This is a genomic window from Paenibacillus antibioticophila, assembly GCF_000455265.1.
In the GTDB taxonomy this organism is placed as follows: Bacteria; Bacillota; Bacilli; order Paenibacillales; family Paenibacillaceae; genus Fontibacillus; species Fontibacillus antibioticophila.
Genome location: NZ_HG005140.1, coordinates 310,028 through 326,691 on the forward strand (window position 1 = coordinate 310,028; position 16,664 = coordinate 326,691).

The 16,664-nt window shown below is 51.1% G+C and carries 13 protein-coding genes and 1 pseudogene; all 14 read right to left on the reverse strand.

What is annotated here, in order from left to right:
- Positions 1-56: 56 nt before the first annotated feature.
- On the reverse strand, positions 57-1,706 hold the full coding sequence (locus TX85_RS15265; protein ID WP_044480378.1) for a sensor histidine kinase: 1,650 nt from the start codon (positions 1,704-1,706) through the stop codon (positions 57-59).
- On the reverse strand, positions 1,706-2,422 hold the full coding sequence (locus TX85_RS15270; protein ID WP_044480379.1) for a response regulator transcription factor: 717 nt from the start codon (positions 2,420-2,422) through the stop codon (positions 1,706-1,708). Before TX85_RS15270 ends, TX85_RS15265 begins: the two co-directional genes overlap by 1 nt.
- A gap of 184 nt (positions 2,423-2,606) precedes the next feature.
- Entirely contained in the window at positions 2,607-3,044 is a 438-nt protein-coding gene (locus TX85_RS15275; RefSeq protein ID WP_044480381.1) for a DUF4129 domain-containing protein, read from the reverse strand.
- A 255-nt stretch (positions 3,045-3,299) separates the two neighbouring features.
- A complete protein-coding gene (locus tag TX85_RS15280) occupies positions 3,300-4,361 on the reverse strand; it encodes an NAD(P)-dependent alcohol dehydrogenase (RefSeq protein ID WP_044480382.1) in 1,062 nt (353 codons plus the stop codon).
- 14 nt (positions 4,362-4,375) lie between these two features.
- Positions 4,376-6,058, reverse strand: a complete 1,683-nt coding sequence (locus TX85_RS15285) for a glycoside hydrolase family 13 protein (protein ID WP_044480383.1) — start codon at positions 6,056-6,058, stop codon at positions 4,376-4,378.
- Positions 6,059-6,131: 73 nt separating this feature from the next.
- The gene (rbsK, locus tag TX85_RS15290) at positions 6,132-7,076 is read right to left on the reverse strand and encodes a ribokinase (protein WP_044480385.1); all 945 of its coding nucleotides are present in this window, start codon (positions 7,074-7,076) and stop codon (positions 6,132-6,134) included.
- Positions 7,073-8,083 (reverse strand): LacI family DNA-binding transcriptional regulator, encoded by a 1,011-nt coding sequence (locus TX85_RS15295; protein ID WP_044480386.1) that lies wholly within the window; start codon positions 8,081-8,083, stop codon positions 7,073-7,075. The genes rbsK and TX85_RS15295 overlap by 4 nt, the downstream gene beginning before the upstream one ends.
- Positions 8,084-8,114: 31 nt before the next feature.
- Positions 8,115-10,250: an ADP-ribosylglycohydrolase family protein gene (locus TX85_RS15300; RefSeq protein WP_044480387.1), complete on the reverse strand. Its 2,136-nt coding sequence runs from the start codon at positions 10,248-10,250 to the stop codon at positions 8,115-8,117.
- 17 nt (positions 10,251-10,267) lie between these two features.
- The gene (locus tag TX85_RS15305; RefSeq protein WP_044480389.1) at positions 10,268-11,107 is read right to left on the reverse strand and encodes a carbohydrate ABC transporter permease; all 840 of its coding nucleotides are present in this window, start codon (positions 11,105-11,107) and stop codon (positions 10,268-10,270) included.
- Positions 11,107-11,976: a carbohydrate ABC transporter permease gene (locus tag TX85_RS15310; protein ID WP_049894982.1), complete on the reverse strand. Its 870-nt coding sequence runs from the start codon at positions 11,974-11,976 to the stop codon at positions 11,107-11,109. Before TX85_RS15310 ends, TX85_RS15305 begins: the two co-directional genes overlap by 1 nt.
- 79 nt (positions 11,977-12,055) lie before the next feature.
- Complete coding sequence (locus TX85_RS15315; protein WP_049894983.1) at positions 12,056-13,318, reverse strand: ABC transporter substrate-binding protein; 1,263 nt, start codon at positions 13,316-13,318, stop codon at positions 12,056-12,058.
- A 62-nt stretch (positions 13,319-13,380) separates the two neighbouring features.
- The gene (locus TX85_RS15320; protein WP_158297334.1) at positions 13,381-14,268 is read right to left on the reverse strand and encodes a nucleoside hydrolase; all 888 of its coding nucleotides are present in this window, start codon (positions 14,266-14,268) and stop codon (positions 13,381-13,383) included.
- A 612-nt stretch (positions 14,269-14,880) separates the two neighbouring features.
- Positions 14,881-15,141, reverse strand: a pseudogene (locus tag TX85_RS27600) (IS4 family transposase); the annotation flags it as partial.
- A 138-nt stretch (positions 15,142-15,279) separates the two neighbouring features.
- Positions 15,280-16,656, reverse strand: coding sequence for a DUF4129 domain-containing protein (locus TX85_RS15330; protein WP_044480392.1), 1,377 nt, complete (start codon positions 16,654-16,656; stop codon positions 15,280-15,282).
- Positions 16,657-16,664: the final 8 nt, after the last annotated feature.

Here is a 16,664-nt window from a genome sequence, read left to right on the forward strand (position 1 = left end):
CCTATGCAACGTTTTTTTGATTTATAGCAAGATTTATATCCCTTTTCCAAACCCGCTCATACAGACCTGTACTCTGCATCATAAGGAAGACGAATGATCACCGAAGTCCCTACCATGGCTTCACTAATCAGCTCCAGCCCATAGGCAGAGCCATAATATAGCTTGATGCGTTCATTAACATTGCGAATCCCATATCCGCTGCTCTCTGCAAGCAACAGCCTTTGCTGCTGTGTCACAGACATGCCCATCCCATTATCCGTTACCTTCAAAAAGAGGGCATCATGCTCTGCATGAACAGAGATCACCAATTGATGCTCGTCCTCTCCCGGCTCTGCAAAGCCATGTTTGATCGCATTCTCCACGATCGGCTGCAGGATGAAGTGAATAATGCGATATTCGAGCAGCTCGTTGTCAATCTGATAGTCCACCTCAAAGCTGCCGTCATGCAGTATCAGCTGCAAATCAATATAAGCCTTAATATTCTCGAGTTCATCCTGAATCGTTACCTGCTTCTTCCCTTTATTCAAGGCCGTCCGATAGAACTTGGCCAGAGCGTTAACCATATAGCCAGTCTCGATATCCTGCTTCTTGACCGCTCTCCAATTAATAAACGACAGTGTATTGTATAGAAAATGCGGATTGATCTGGGCAATGAGCTGGTTGTATTCACTTTCTTTCTTGGAAATTTCCGCTTGATATACTCGACTGATCAGATCATTAATGCGTTGCAGCATCTTCCCGATTCCATTCGTCAATTCCCCAAATTCATCTCTGGAATGGCTCTGGATGATGATCCCCAGATTGTTCTGCTCCACCTTGTCTACTTTGTTTTTCAGATGAACAATCCGTCGTGTAAAGCTGCTGGAGAAGATGTAGATCAGGCTGAATGTGATCAATAGACTTAATAAAATGACAAAAAAGGTGATCTGAAAAAACGTTAACGCATTCTTGTAAGCATTGGCATGGGATACTGAAAAGTTCAGAGTCCAGTCATTATTGTTCAGACTCTTCTGCAACTCCGTTGTCCGTTCAGACCGCATGAGCTGATCGCTCGTCTCCGGAAAGATCAACTCCTGCTGATCATCCCGAATAGAGACCGCGATATGATCAGAGACTCCCTCCAGACTGGAGAAGATGCTGTCATAGCTAATGGAGATGACCATATAGCTGCTTGTCTTTCGATTGCCAATTAGTTGTTGCAGCAAATACACCTGCTTGTCATATACAATCCAGCGCGTACTGTCATTCTGATCGAACCAGGGCTTGTTTTGTAAATCACTTAACGGATGAATATCGCCCCGAATACCCAACAAATCGCCCGAGGTGTAAAATTCGACCTCTTCAATATCACTATCCATGAATTTGATCTGCGAGATTAACGGGTCCAGCACATCGCGAAAATCCAAATAAATATTAAAGTAGTTGTCCTCGTAGTTCTTCAGAAAAATCCGGGAGAACTCGCGGTTCAATACGATAAACTCACTAAGCATATTGTAGCGATTGATCTTATAATCGAGAATATTTACCGTCTGTTCCAGACTGGACGTAGCTTCGCTGTTCATTTCTTTCATCTGAATATTGTAGGATTGCGAGAAGGACAAGATTCCCAATAGCAGGATTGGAATTAGTGCGATGATAAGGTGGGATAGCAGCAGCTTGTCACGAAATTTCAGGTCATTGAGTACGCCTTTAATCAGCCTGATCATTAAGCATCAGCCTTTCTGTACTGAGCAGGGCTAACACCAAATTTCGTCTTGAACAGCTTGCAAAAGTACGAGGGGTTATCAATGCCTACGAATTCGGCAATATCGTTAATCTTCATATTGGATTGGCTGAGCAAATAATTGGCCTTACGCAACCGATAATCCGTCAAATACTTGGAGAAATTCACACCGGCCTCTTTTTTAAACAGAATGCTCAAATACCCCGGAGAGAGATATACCTCATTGGCCGCATCTGATAATGAGATATTCTGTTGAAAATGATTCTTTACAAAGTCCTTTACCTGCTGAATCACCTTGGATTCCTCTGTAGTTCTGTCCGGTTCCACAAAGGCCTTCACTTCTGAAATCTCCTCCAGCACTTCCAGAAATTCATCGTGAATTAGAGGCTTTAACAAATAGTTAACTACCCCGAGCTTGATCGCACTTCTTGCATATTCAAATTCCCCATAGCCGCTGCAAATCACAATCTTTAAATTCTCCTGTACCTTTCTAGCCACCTGGCACAATTCAATGCCGTTCATTAATGGCATCTTCACATCCGTAATCAGGATGTCGATGCTGTTGCGGTTCAATATCTTCTCCGCTGCCTGACCATTCTCTGCCTCCAGAATGCGGAAAGGAAATTTATGCTGTTCAATCAAATTTTTGATTCCTTCTCTCTCTGTGCTTTCGTCGTCAACCACCAATACGTTCATCATACAATCGCCCCCCAGAAGATAATGTGAAATTAGAGTTTAATACCAGGTTCCACCTTAAGTTAAGCGCTTCCAGTCGATATAGCATATTATTATATATTTATTTGTATAATGAAACCATAATAGGAGGCCTCTCATTCAGGCCTCCTGCTCTATTGGCAATCACGTCATGCCATCTATACGGTCGCTACGGCTGTATCTTATCTTTAAGCAATTGAACTTCTTCATCTCTAGGCTGCTGATCACCATAGCGTACCCGGTAATACGCCTCCAGAAGGGGATCCATTACATCACGGTTCGTGTATGCCGCTGAAGTTCGTCTTCCTTTTCCATCAGTCAATGATACCTGCCGCCGAAGCTCCTGCTCCTGCTCTCTCGGTGTGAGCGAGAGTTGCTGCGATAGTCCTCTCGCTTCATCCAACTGCCGATGTCTTCGATAGAGGTATCGGATCCGATCCCGATTGTCTCGAAGCTTATCCCAGGCCTCCCCTTGCTTGAAAAGGCGTGCGGTCCATTTGCCCGCCCATTGTCCCCGGTTCTTTCCTGCCTTCCCCCGGATGGTGAGACGAACTTCTTCATCCTCATATTCTTGCTTGGCATCTTTTGAAGTACAGGATAACAGCATTGCTCCTCTATTCGATCGAGGGAGACAGTCTGACCGTACAGCCAGATGGAACGCTCCAAGTGGTTAATCCGACAGGTGGCAGGTTAACGGAAAGCTGAATGGATTGCTTCAAAATCTTACTGAGTCTAAGCAAATATGGATTCCCGTTGTTGAAGTGGAATCTATCCAGTAATAGGCACAGCTATTGGAAAGGGCACCACAGCGAGAACGTCGGGTTCTCGGCTGTGGTGCCCTTTCCAATCATGCGGTTGTTCTTTATTCAAGCCCCTCGCCGGGGTAAATCATCACCTTGACACTGGTTTCCTTCTGCGTTCTGGCCAGCTCCACCGCCTTTTTGATATCGCTGAGAGCGAACTTATGCGTTATGATCTTGCGGATATCATGCTTGCCACGGCTCAGGATTTGGATGGCGGACGGATAGGTATTGGCATAACGGAAAACACCGTATACGTCCAACTCTGCGTCGATCAGCTCGCTGATATTGACCGATACGGCGTCTGTGGCTGGAAGGCCGACCAGCACAACCCGGCCACCGCGCTTGGCGAGACGGATCGTGTCGGCGATAGCTCCAGGATTTCCCGAGGTTTCGATGATTAGATCGAAGCCTTCGCCCCCGGTTACCGCAGCCACCCCTACGTCCAGGGAATGCGGGACGGACGGGTCGAATACGCCTTGTGCGCCCATTTCCATGGCAAGCTTGCGGCGGAAGTCCATCACATCGGTGCCGTACACCTGCGCGGCTCCGAGCATCTTCGCCGCTTCCAGCGTCAGTAAGCCGATCGGGCCGAGACCAAGTACCAATACCCGGTCGTGCGAGCGGATTCGGCCCCGGCTCACGGCGTGAAGCCCCACGGAAAGCGGCTCAAGCAGGGCGCCTTCCTCGAAGGACATCTCCGTAGGCAGCGGGAACAAGAAGTCGCTGCGGACGGTCACATACTCGGCCCAGGCCCCATCTACCGGCGGAGTGGCCATAAACACAACGTCCGGACACAGGTTGTAGCGCCCGCTCTTGCAGTACTCGCACGTACCGCAGGTGACGCCAGGCTCGACGGCAACCCGGTCGCCTATACGCACGTTTTTGACTCGTTCCCCTGTTTTCACCACCACGCCGGCCAGCTCATGTCCGAGAATAATCGGCTGCTTCACTTCGTATCGACCAATCCGGCCGTGCTCATAATAATGCACGTCAGAGCCGCAAATCCCGATGCAGTGCACCTTGATCAAGGCTTCGTCCGCCCCCAGTTTCGGAACGGGAACCTGCCGGACCTCAAGCTTAAATGGCGCATCCAGTACGGCGGCTTGCATCATTTTCTCCATTGTCGTTCTCCTCCTTAGTCGTCCAGGCCAAATACGACGGCCTCATAAGGGCGCATGGTGAAGCGGTCTTGCTCTCGTTCCGAACGGTCGCCATAATTGGAAAACGCCACGCGCCGCTTGCGCCCGCCAAGCTCCTTTGGAATGGCAAATTCCGGCGTATTGCCGTAGAAGTTCAAGACAATTAGGAACGCTTGCCCTTCGAACGTGCGCGAATAGGCGAAAATCTCCGGATGGTCCTCCAGCCAGCTATCGTACTTGCCGTAAATCAGGGCCTCATGCTGCTTGCGGAAACGGATCAGTGCTTTGTAGTAGTTCAAGACGGAATCCGCCTCCTCAAGCTGCTGCTTCACGTTGATATCGTGGTAATTCGGATTGGCATTGATCCAAGGCGAGCCGGTCGTAAACCCGCCGAACAGCGAATCGTCCCACTGCATTGGCGTTCGGGCATTGTCGCGGGCCCGGTAAGCGATCTTGCGCATCGTATCTTCCACGTCTTTGCCGTCCATCAGCCGCTCGCGGTAGAAATTGAAGATTTCCACGTCCCGGTAATCTTCCAGCTCCCTGAACACCACGTTGGTCATGCCGATTTCCTGCCCCTGGTAAATGAACGGCGTGCCCTGCATCAACATGAAGAAGGTCGCCAGCATTTTGGCCGATTCTTTGGGATAATTTACGGGATCGCCAAAGCGGGAAACGGATCGGGGCTGGTCATGATTCTCCAGGTACAGGGCGTTCCAGCCAATGCCTTCGAGCCCCGTTTGCCATTTCTTCATAATTTGCTTCAACCGGGCCAAATCCCAAGACCCGAAGTCCCAGCGTCCCTCTTGCCCGAAATCCAGATTTACGTGCTCGAACTGGAAGATCATGTTGAAAGCCCCGTTCTGCTCGCCGATCCAGCGGTCGGCCTCTGAGATCGGTGCGCCGCTTGCTTCGCCCACCGTCATGATATCGTAATCGGCGAAGGCTTCCCGTTTGAACTGTTGCAGAAAATCGTGAATCCCCTCGATATTGCGGTGTCCGGCCATCGAATCCACATACCGGAGCCCGTGCGGATTCGGCATGTCCGGCAATCCCGACAGCTTTTTGATATGCGTGATCGCATCGACCCGGAACCCGTCGATGCCCTTATCCAGCCACCAGCGGATCATGTCGACCAGCTCCTGGCGGACTTCCGGATTCTCCATGTTCAAGTCCGGCTGCCTGCGTGAATACAAATGTAAGTAATACTGTTCGGTCATTTCGTCGTATTCCCAGGCGGAGCCGTTAAACATCGACTCCCAGTTATTCGGCTCTGCCCCGTCCTTGCCATCCCGCCAAATATAATAATCGCGCTTCGGATTGTGGCGGGAAGAGCGGGATTCAATAAACCACGGATGCTCGTCGGACGTATGATTGATCACCAGATCCATGATCACCTTCATCCCGCGTTCGTGAATGCCGGACAACAGCTTGTCAAAGTCCTCCATCGTGCCGAATTCGTCCATGATGTCCTGATAATCGCTGATATCGTAGCCGTTATCGTCATTGGGAGACTTATAGACCGGAGAAATCCAAATCACATCGATGCCCAGTTCCTTCAAATAGTCCAGTTTGGCCATGATGCCGGGAAGATCGCCGATCCCGTCTCCGTTCGAGTCCATGAAGCTACGCGGATAGATTTGATACGCGACGGCTTCCTTCCACCATATCTTTCGCATTTTTTCTCCCCCATGTAAAGAAACAATTTATTACTGCGATTTTCATGAAATTTTCATAATTGGATAGAATAATTCAATACGCGCGCTCCATAAGCTGCTCAACCTCCGCCGCTTCGGGCATTCCGTTCTGCGCGCCGAATTTGGTCACCGCCAGCGCCGATGCGGCCACGGCATACTCGGCGGCTTGCTTCATGCTCCAGCCTCTGGCGACGGATACCGCTAGGGCGGCGTTAAAACAGTCTCCGGCCCCCGTCGTGTCCGTCACATCCATCTTCATGCCGGGGATATGGAACGTATGCCCGGATGCGTTCATATATACTACGCCGTCCGCACCCAGCGTAACCATAATCGAAGGCAATCCCTTGTCGATCATCTTCTGCATCGCCATATGCAAGACCGTAAAATCGTTTGCGGTCAAAATCTCCGGCGCGCCCGCCAATATCGATAGCTCTTGGCGGTTTGGCGTCAGCGTATACAAAAGCGGGTAGATTTCCTCTGGCAGCGGATGGGCGGGAGCCGGATTGAGAATAACCTTCTTCCCTTTCCCGTACGCATATTTGATGCACTCTACCACGGTATCCGGCGGGATCTCAAGCTGCAGCAGCACAACATCCGCGCGGTCGATATAAGACTTGCGGGCCTCGATGTCAGGCCAGGTAATTTTCCCGTTGGCGCCGGGCACAACGACGATGCGGTTGTCCTGGTCGTGAATCCAGATCGATGCCACTCCGGTCTTCTCCTCCGGCATCACGGTCAACGACTGTACGATGGAATGCTGGTTTAACTCCTGAAGCATCTGCTCGCCGAAGCGATCTTTGCCGACCGCACCAATAAAGGAAGTATCCATTCCGAGGCGGGCGGCGGCCACCGCTTGATTCGCCCCTTTTCCTCCCGGCAGCAGCCTCATCTCGCTGCCCATAATTGTCTCGCCTTTTTCCGGGAGAAACGGGGTCTCTATGACAATATCCATATTAATACTGCCAATGACGACAATATTAGGACCTTGAGTGCCTATCATTTCTTCTCACTTTCCCTTCGTGTTGAATCCCTGATGATTAACGACACGTTGATCTCTATCATTTCCGAATCGAATTTGGTGTCCCGGGCTTCGATTTGTTTAATCAGGATGCGGGCTGCTTTTTCTCCCATTTCATAAATAGGCTGGGCGACGGTCGTCAGCTCGGGTTCGATAATCTCAGCCAGCTTGATGCCGTCAAAGCCGCAAACGGCGATATCGTCCGGAACCTTGACGCCTCTCCGGTGCAGCGCCTTAAGCGCGCCGATCGCCATAAAATCATTGCCGGCGAATATGCCGTCAATGTCGGGATGGCGCAGCAGCAGTGTCTCCACCGCCTGCATCCCGCCTTCGAGCTGGAAGTGGCCCGGAGCCATCAGTGACGGGGTATACCATGAAAAAGATTTGACGTAATCCTCGTAGCCGTTAAGCCTTTCCTGGGCGGTGACGATCTCTTGCGGACCGTAGATGTGGGCGATTTTCCGGCAGCCGATATCCAGCAGATGCTTGACGGCAAACTGGGCCCCCTCGTAGTTGTTGCAGCGGATCAGCGTGCATTTCTGCGTGTCGGACGAACGGTCCAGCACAACCACGGGAATGTTCTCCCGGCCGAGCTTGCTCAACTCCTCCTGCGTCAAATAGTTGGACGCATAGATGATCCCGTCGATCCGCCGTTTGCGCAGCGCCTCCAGATAGGTCTTCTCTTTGAAATCCTGATTATCGGAATTGCAGAAGAAGACGGTATACCCCCGCTGCTGGCAAATATCCTCAACGGCCCTAGCCAGTTCGGAGAAGAAGGGATTCGTAATATCCGGCAGGATCAGCGCAATCGTAGGCATGCTTCGATCCGCCAGCCGGCGGAAGATCAGCGGCTCGTATCCGAGCCGATCCATCGCTTCCATAATCCGCTGTTCGGCCTGCTTGCTGACATATCCGTTTTGATTTACCATGCGGGATACCGTTGCAATCGATACCCCGGCCATTTCCGCCACATCTTTGATTGTTGCCAAGATTCAACACCACCACATCAAATATCTATATTTATACTAAAGATCTTACTTGATAAGACGAGTAGGCCGTACGGCTGCCGCCGGAGTTGCCGAAGCCGATGGAGCCGCGCAGGTAAGGCGCATCCTCGTCGCGGAAGCGAAGCGCCGCATTCCCGTCGATCGAGACCTCGATCAGTGAGCCCTGGACCCGAACTTCGACCTCGTATTCTATACCGTGCTTCCACGGAAACGGCTTGGATTCGAGCTCCCTGTAGCCTTCAAAATTTTTGTGCAAAGCAATCGTTTGTCCCGGAGCCAATCCGACGGCATAGCTCCTCATCGCCCCCTGGACACGGAACAAAACAGAGTGATGATCGCCGGAAAGGGGCTTCAGTTTGACCCGGAACAGGTAATCGTTCCACCGGTGCGAGCCCGTATAGCATTCAGCCGGTTCAAAGCCATGGCCGCCGGCCAGCCTACCATCCTCCAGCCTCCAAATTCCCCGCAGATAGGTAAGCTGGGACACCGTCTGGTGCAGGGCATTCCATTTCTCCATCCGCTGGGAAGCGAAATCGATGGCATAGTCGGCAGGCCCATATATTTTCATCTCGTCCAGGAACCACTTCAGCGAGAACGATTTCTCCCGCAGGCTGGAATCTCCGCTGACCGCATACTCCATGCCGATTTTGCCGATGATGAAATCATCGGCATAAGGGATCCGATAGCTCACCTTCTGCCATTCCCCGTTCAATATGAACAGATTACTGTACAAGCGGCGCCCGGTGAGGTCGTCCTCGGCGAACAGGCGCACATGCAGCCCCGTACCTACCGATTCATCGAGCTTCAGCCAAGCCTCTACGGTTTGGCCGGGATATACGGTCGGCGAAATGTCCGGATCATAGCGGCTGTCGTCGAAGTCGCTCGGAGATCCGTAGGTGAGGAAAAACACATCGAAGGTCGTTCCCGTAAATACGGAAGGCGCCGTCAGCTGCAAGGAACGCCGCCCTTTATAAGCCTCGCGGCTCGTATTGGCGAGCAGGATCCGCTCATTCCCACGGTATTTCCACTCCAGCGCGTGTGTGGAGCCCGGCAGCTCGAAATGCAGATGATGCGTACTGCCGTCCTGCAGGATGTCTTCCCACCCTGGAATTTCCTCATCGTTCAGCTTGACCGCCAGCCTGGCCGTATCGGTCACGAGCTGCGGGATTGTTTGCAGGTTCAAGCTGCCGACGATACCGGAACAGCAGACAAAATCGTTGATCGGGGTGGTCCATTTCCGTTCGATTCCCTCCGGTCCGTTAAGGACGCCGAGAATCGTGCCGACGTTGCCGACATTGCAGTCCGTGTCCCAGCCGCACATGTTGCAGATATTAATCGTGCGGCTGAAATCTCCTTGTCCGTACAATAAGGATAACACGATTACGGCCGCATTAGGAATTATATGACAGACCCCTTCGTAATGCTGGTAGCCATACTTGTCTTTGACATAGGCGAATGCTTCACGCCAATCGTCCGGATGCTGCTTGCAGAAGGCGATGACATCCCGCGCCATCTGTGCGTAATCGCTGGTTTCCTCGATTACGGGCAAGCCATCCTCCACGATATCTTCGATCCGCTCCCTTACAAATGCGGAGGCGATGCAAGCCGCGATAAACCGTCCACCGCGGATTCCGTCCCCGCCGTGGGTCACGCTCGACATCATGCCCGCGAGCTCGGCCGCCTTCTCCAGGTCGCCCGGGCAGACGAGCCCCCAGCAGTCGGAGAAGATCTGACCGCCGATCTGCTCCGCCGTCGTTCTGCCGTTTTGCTCGATCGATCCGGACTGCGGAGCCGGTACGCCATTTTTCAAATTCATATAAGCCGTATGTTCGGTGGAAACCCCGTAGCCTCCCCACCAGAAGAAGCCGTGCCCTTCTCCCGTATAGTTCCGCAGCGTATGGCCCATTTCCTGCGCCGTCAATCGCGCCGGTTCAAAATCGTCCAGCGCCCGCATGAACAATGCAGGACCGTTAATGTCGTCATCGGCTGCGAAATGTTTAAAGAAATAAGGATAATCCGTAATTTCGCCGAACGTTTGCTCAATTCTCTCGTAAGACCAGCCTTCGATGTTGGCGCCATGGATCACGCCGATCACTTTTCCCAGCCAGCCTCCGTACAATCTCTCCATATAATCGTTAGGAAACTTCATCCTCATCACCCCGATGGTTAGCTTTTAACGGCCCCGCCCGTAAGTCCCGCAATGATCTGCTTCTGGAAGAACACATAGACCAGCATGATCGGAATCACAGTCATGACGAACGAAGCGAAAGCCAAATTATAATTGAAGGAATACTGCGACTTGAAGTTATATTGGAACAACGGAAGCGTCCAGTACGTCTCCGATTTGTTCAAAATCAATAGCGGCAACAGGAAGTCGTTCCAAATCCAGAAGGAATTGACGATAATCACCGTTGCCGTAAGCGGAGCCAGCAATGGGAAGATGACCGAGCGATAGGTTCTGAGCTTGGAGCAGCCATCCACCTCGGCTGCTTCTTCCAGTTCTTTCGGAATCGTCGTGCGAATATAACCTACGTATAGAAACACGCCTTGCGTCAACGCATACGTGACATAAAGCAGAATCAGGCCAAAACGGTTCAGCAAATCCAGTTCCGTCATCAGTCTGGTAACCGGCAGCATAATGACCTGAAACGGGATGATAATCCCCATAATAAATAAAATATACAGCGATTTGAAATACCATTTGTTCATATTGCGACTGATCGCATAGGCCGTAAGCGGCACCACGAGCAGGATCAGGGCGATGGCAACCACCGTGATCAATACCGAGTTGGTGAAAAACTGCGCGAAATCGTTGTTGAACAATACTTCTTGGAAATTCCCCAAATACAACTCCGAAGGAAAAGCGAAGAAATTCCTTGCGCTCTCCTTGCTGGTCTTAAAGGCCGTAATCACGGTTAGGTACAACGGTAAAAAGACGACCACGAGGCCGGATGACAACAGGATGTAGCTGATTGCGGATAATCTTTTTTCGCTGCTGCTGTTCATTACGCATTCACCTCGAGTCTGCTCATGGAACGGATCTGCACGATCGAGACGATGGCGATGATCACGAACAGAATGATCGCCAGCGAGCTCGCGTAGCTAAATTTAAATTCCTGAAACGCGAAATTGTAGACGAGCAAACCAACGCTTTCCGTCTTTCTGCCGGGTCCGCCTCCCGTCATCGCCATAATGTAATCGAACGCGGTGAGCCCGCTTTTGGCCGAAAGGATAACGACGATATTCAGGGTCGGGATCAGAAACGGAATCACGACGGAGCGGAATCGCTGCCAGGGAGTCGCACCGTCCAGGCTGGCCGCTTCAATCAAGTCTTTGGGTACGCTCTGCAAGGCGGCCAGGAATAGCAGCGTCGGAATGGCCAAGCCCTGCCACAGGCTTACGAACAGCAGGCCGAAGAAAGCCCAATCCGGATTAGACAGCAAATTCCGCGAGAGCACATCCGAGCCGATAGCCTTGCCAAAAGCGGGAAGAGCTTGTGAGAACAGTTGGTTGAAAATCAATCCTACGGTAATCATGCTCAGCACGGCAGGAATAAAATACGTCGTCCGGTAAAACGATTGAAACCGGCGAACGCGATTGAGCAGAACGGCGATCAGTACGGCAAGCACAACGGTCAGAACGATCAAGCCAAATGCGTATTTAAAGGTAAAACCCAAGCTGTTCAGGATCCGGTCGTCCTGAGCCAGCCGTACGTAATTATCCACCCCAATGAAATGACTCGTCTTGCTCAGCCCGTCCCAATCGCTCAGACTGTACAAAAAGCCGTTCACCATCGGGTAAAGGAAGAAAACAGCGTACAACAGAAGCGCTGGGAGCGTAAACAGGTAATGGGCATATCTGTTGATGGTTTTCATCACAATCCCCCTCATTTCAAAAAAATAATGCGGAAACCGGAGAGAATCATGTATCCTCTCCAGTTCCGGCTCTATCTATTTACTTGCCGAATTCCTGATTGATCCATTTCAGCAGGGCATTCTTATCATTCAGGATCAAGTAGGCGGATGTTTCCGTACCCCAGCTGGAATCAAGCCCAGCTTTCCAATTAAAGTGCAGCCACGGATAGAAACGGCCCTCTTCGGATAGCAATTTTGTGACATCCTCCGTTTGAGGAGCGTCGGCCTTGATGCCCGTGATCGTCGAAGGCGATTTCTCGTTGTCCGCCAAAAATTGCGCCGTTTGCTGCTCGGTCATGAACTTCACAAACTTTTGGGCTTCTTCCGGATGCTTCGTGTTGGCAGAGATCGCCAGCGCATAGTCGATGCCGCCAACGACGACGCCATTGCCGCTGTCGTTCGGAATCGGGAACATCTTGTACTCGTCTTCCATGCCCGCCTGTTCGATCACCGGCACCGCCCAGATCCCCTGCGGGAGCATCAGTGCCTGCCCGGTTGCAAACAGATTCACGGCATCCGGATAGTCCGCTCCAGCGGCGTCCAGTTGGCTGTTGGCGCCGATAAAGTCCATCTGCGCCAGCAGCTTCTGGATGGACGGATCGCTATCCGCTTTGGCCGCCGGATCCTGGAAGAACTTGTCGGCCGTCTCGTAACCAACGGCATTGGTCAGCAGCGCTTCGGTGAGATGCCCGACAGACCAGGATGCTTTGAAGCTGGTCGCGAACGGAATGGAGCCTTTCTCTTTGATTGCCGCCGCAGTCTGCTCCAGCTCTGCCCACGTCGTCGGAACCTTCAAGCCAAGCTCGTTGAATTTGGCCGCATTGTAGAAAATCCCGTAAGCATTCATCGTCAACGGCGCACTGTAATCCTTGCCGTCGACCTTAACGCCCTCAAGAAACTGCGGGTTGATGTTCGCCAGCACATCGCTGCCCGTTAAGTCCATGAAGAAATCCGATCCGGCTTGTGTTCTGAAATCGGATTCATTCGGGAATATGGACATGATGTCTGGAGCGTCGTTGCTTGCCAGCCGATTATACAGAACCTTCCGCGAATCCGGAACCTGAACCTGATTCACCTTGATGTTCGGATTCTCCGTCTCGAAGTTCTGGATAATCTGGTTAAGATAGTCCTTCACCTCGGACTTCTGGTTAAAGATTTCGATCGTCACCTGCTCTTCTTTGCCTGCTCCCTGGTTCGCTCCCTGCGCTTCGCCGGCGTTCCCCCCGGAAGATTTGCCGCCGCAGCCTGCAACAACAAGCACCAGCGCCAGGACGGAAATGATCCACAACTTCTTATTCTTCATCTGTAATCCCCCTGTTCATTTAAAAGATTTCGTGATCCAAAGATGACTTTTTGAACTACCTCTTAAAGCAATCTTTCCAGGAATAGTTGAATAAAAGCATCCTTTCGCACATCTACGGCGGCCAATACGTTCGTATCCATCGGCCTGTCGAAAAAGACGTCCCGATGTTCCACCGTCATGCCTCGCGTAAACTCTCCTTTGCACTCTACCGAGATTTTCTTCGGCTTAAGCTCCAGCAAGTCCGGATGACTAAGATAAGCAATCGTCAAGGGATCATGCAGAATGGGAAGATGCTTCGACGAATCCATCCACTGCGACAGCAATCGCGACAAGAAAGCCGTTTCACTTTTGCCCCTATGCTTGATCCTTTCCACGTCGGACTGGATCAGGCGGCATTTCAACGTAACATCAAGCCCCACCATCGTTAGCTTCATGCCGGAGCCGAACACAATCGCCGCCGCTTCCGGGTCGCAAACGATATTCCATTCGGGATAATGCGCCGAATGCATTCCGCCCATCATAACGATATTCGCCTGCTGCATCACGTCGGGCGCTTTCATCACGGCGCAGGCAATATTCGTAAGAGGTCCAATTGCCGCAATCGTGATCGCCGGGTCACGTCTCACCTGCTCGATCAAAAAGTCCACCGCGTGCTCACTACAGTTTGGTTCGGTGTCGAGATACTCGTCCAACCATTGGCAAGGAATGCTGTCCATATCGGTTTTGGCCAGCAGCGGGCTGCCGATTCCGGTGGCCACGGGAATATCCGGCCTTTTGTAAGCTTGGAGCAGTTGCATCGCAAGCTTCGTGCGCAAGTCGGTATTTCTGTATACCGTCGTCAGTCCGGCCACTTCCAATTCCGGAGAATTCAAAGCCAATACGATAGCCAGCGCATCATCAATATCATCCCCAATATCCGTATCAATAACGATCCGTCTTATCTCTATCACCTCCTTTATGGATTCAAAAGCGATCAAAATGGAAAATTTGCTACACCTTCAAATTAAGTGTGTAAATTTTACATCATTTTCGGCTTTTTGTAGCGCTATCATAACAAATATAAGCGTTTTCATCAAGTGCCCAGTTATATATTTTTTTGTCCACGTTGAGTTTCAATCAAAAAAAGCCATGTAACATAAGGATATTCCATCTTTTTATCCGCTTTATTTTTAAGATGTAAATTTTACACACTTTAAAATTATTTCATCTTCCACTGTCGTTCGCGGATTAAGGACGCAACTACCTCATTCATCTGCTCGCCGCCCCTCCCTTAAATTGGACCTGAAAGCACACTTCGCCCTCTTTTTATATTTTCCGGTCCGATAACACCTCGTGGCCCGCCGGCGTCAAAGAACTCACTGCCACTGTGAATTTCTGCCCGTCTATTTGCTGGAAAGAGGCGTGCCTGCTGCTTTTGATCTCTTCGAAGATTGTCTTATTTTTAATTTGCTTTAGGGTGAACGTTTGTATACCTTGATCTGTTGTATTTCCCTCCTTGGCATACCCTATCGACAAAAGCCGACTGTTTCTATTCGTTGCATCGGGAGATCCGAAATTAACCTGCTGCTTTGTCGGTGCTCCCAAGCCAACAGGATATAGCGCGAGAACACAATGGTCGTGTGGCTCACGAGCAAGTCGTACGAACGGCCTTGGAACTCGTTTTGCAGACGCAACAGTGATTTGGCGCACTTGAAGGAAACCTCGATGTCCCAGCGCATCGGGTAGATTCCGATGATGTCTTGAGCCGTCAGACTAAGATCGGTCGAAAGAAGGGCAAGCCATTCGCTTTTCTCGGAATGATGGCGGACAAACACGATCACCACCATGGGGACTGTTTAATATGCACAATGCAGTTCAATCGTGCAATGAAGCAAGGCTCGTACAGAGCAGGGAGGTCATAATTACCTGCTTGTGCGAGCCTTTCGTTTGTTACAGATAAATTCCATACTCTATTTGTGATGCTACGGCTGTATCTTATCCTTAAGCAATTTAACTTCTTCATCTCCAGGCTGCTGATCACCATAGCGTACCCGGTAATACGCCTCCAGAAGGGGCTCCATTACATCGCGGTTCGTGTATGCCGCTGAAGTTCGTCTTCCTTTTCCATCAGTCAATGATACCTGCCTCCGAAGCTCCTGCTCCTGCTCTCTCGGCGTGAGCGAGAGTTGCTGCGATAGTCCTCTCGCTTCATCCAACTGCCGTTGTCTTCGATAGAGGTATCGGATCCGATCCCGATTGTCTCGAAGCTTATCCCAGGCCTCCCCTTGCTTGAAAAGGCGTGCGGTCCATTTGCCCGCCCATTGTCCCCGGTTCTTTCCTGCCTTCCCCCGGATGGTGAGACGAACTTCTTCATCCTCATATTCCTGCCTGGCAGGCTCTATCCCCTTGCGCAGGAAAAATTTCTTTAACGTGCGCAGCAGCCTGGACAACGTTGGACCCGCATATTTATAGATTCCATATCCAATTAGAGCAAGCACTAGCAGGAACAACACTCCTGCAACGATATTGTAGAGAATGTCCAGCACTTGGGATAACCAGCCTGGCGGTCCCGTCTCCTCCGGCAATACCATTTCAGCAGGCGGACCCTGCGAAGAAGGCGGCTCCGGTTCATTTGCCGGCTCATCCGATGGGCGCAGCAGCCACTGCACGATTCTCCTCAATAAGCCTAACAGCAAATTTCCCGCCCAACGCCCAGCACCAGCAGCCAGTAATAGCGCCACTACAAAAATAGATACAATCCATACGGTATTGTAGCGGCGCACTCCTTTGGGAATTGCGCTTTTCTCTGAACTAGAGGCAAGCGAACTGTAATTCAGAAATTGCCGGTTTGTGGTGAACAACAGGATGGCCAGGCTGAGAATTCCGCATACGGTCACTATCGGTATATTTTCCGAGAGCTTCTCGAAACGCGGAAAGGATATCCCGGCTATAAAGTAGATGGTGATCCCAATCCAATACAGCTTCAACCGATTATCCCTGCTCGGAGCAGTCATGGCCTGCATAGCCAGAATACCTCCAAGAACCGCATGAAGAACAGGATTGCCGCCCGAAAAAATCACTAACCCTGCATAACCCAGACCCAGCAAAAGTGCCGCAAGTGCCTGTTTCCATCTAACTCTGAGTCCCAGCACATACCCTCCTGCCCCAAGCAAAGAGACTACAGGGAGCAGCCAGACTGCGGGCCAAGAGTAGTATTCCGGAACCGTGTAGGTGTATATAAGGAGCGCTAAGGGCAGAAAAAATAAATTTTCTGTCAAAGCGGTTATCCAGCCCCGAAACCATGCGGACATGCCACGACGAATACGGATAAAGTTATTCATATCCCACCTCAGATTCACATTCGGCC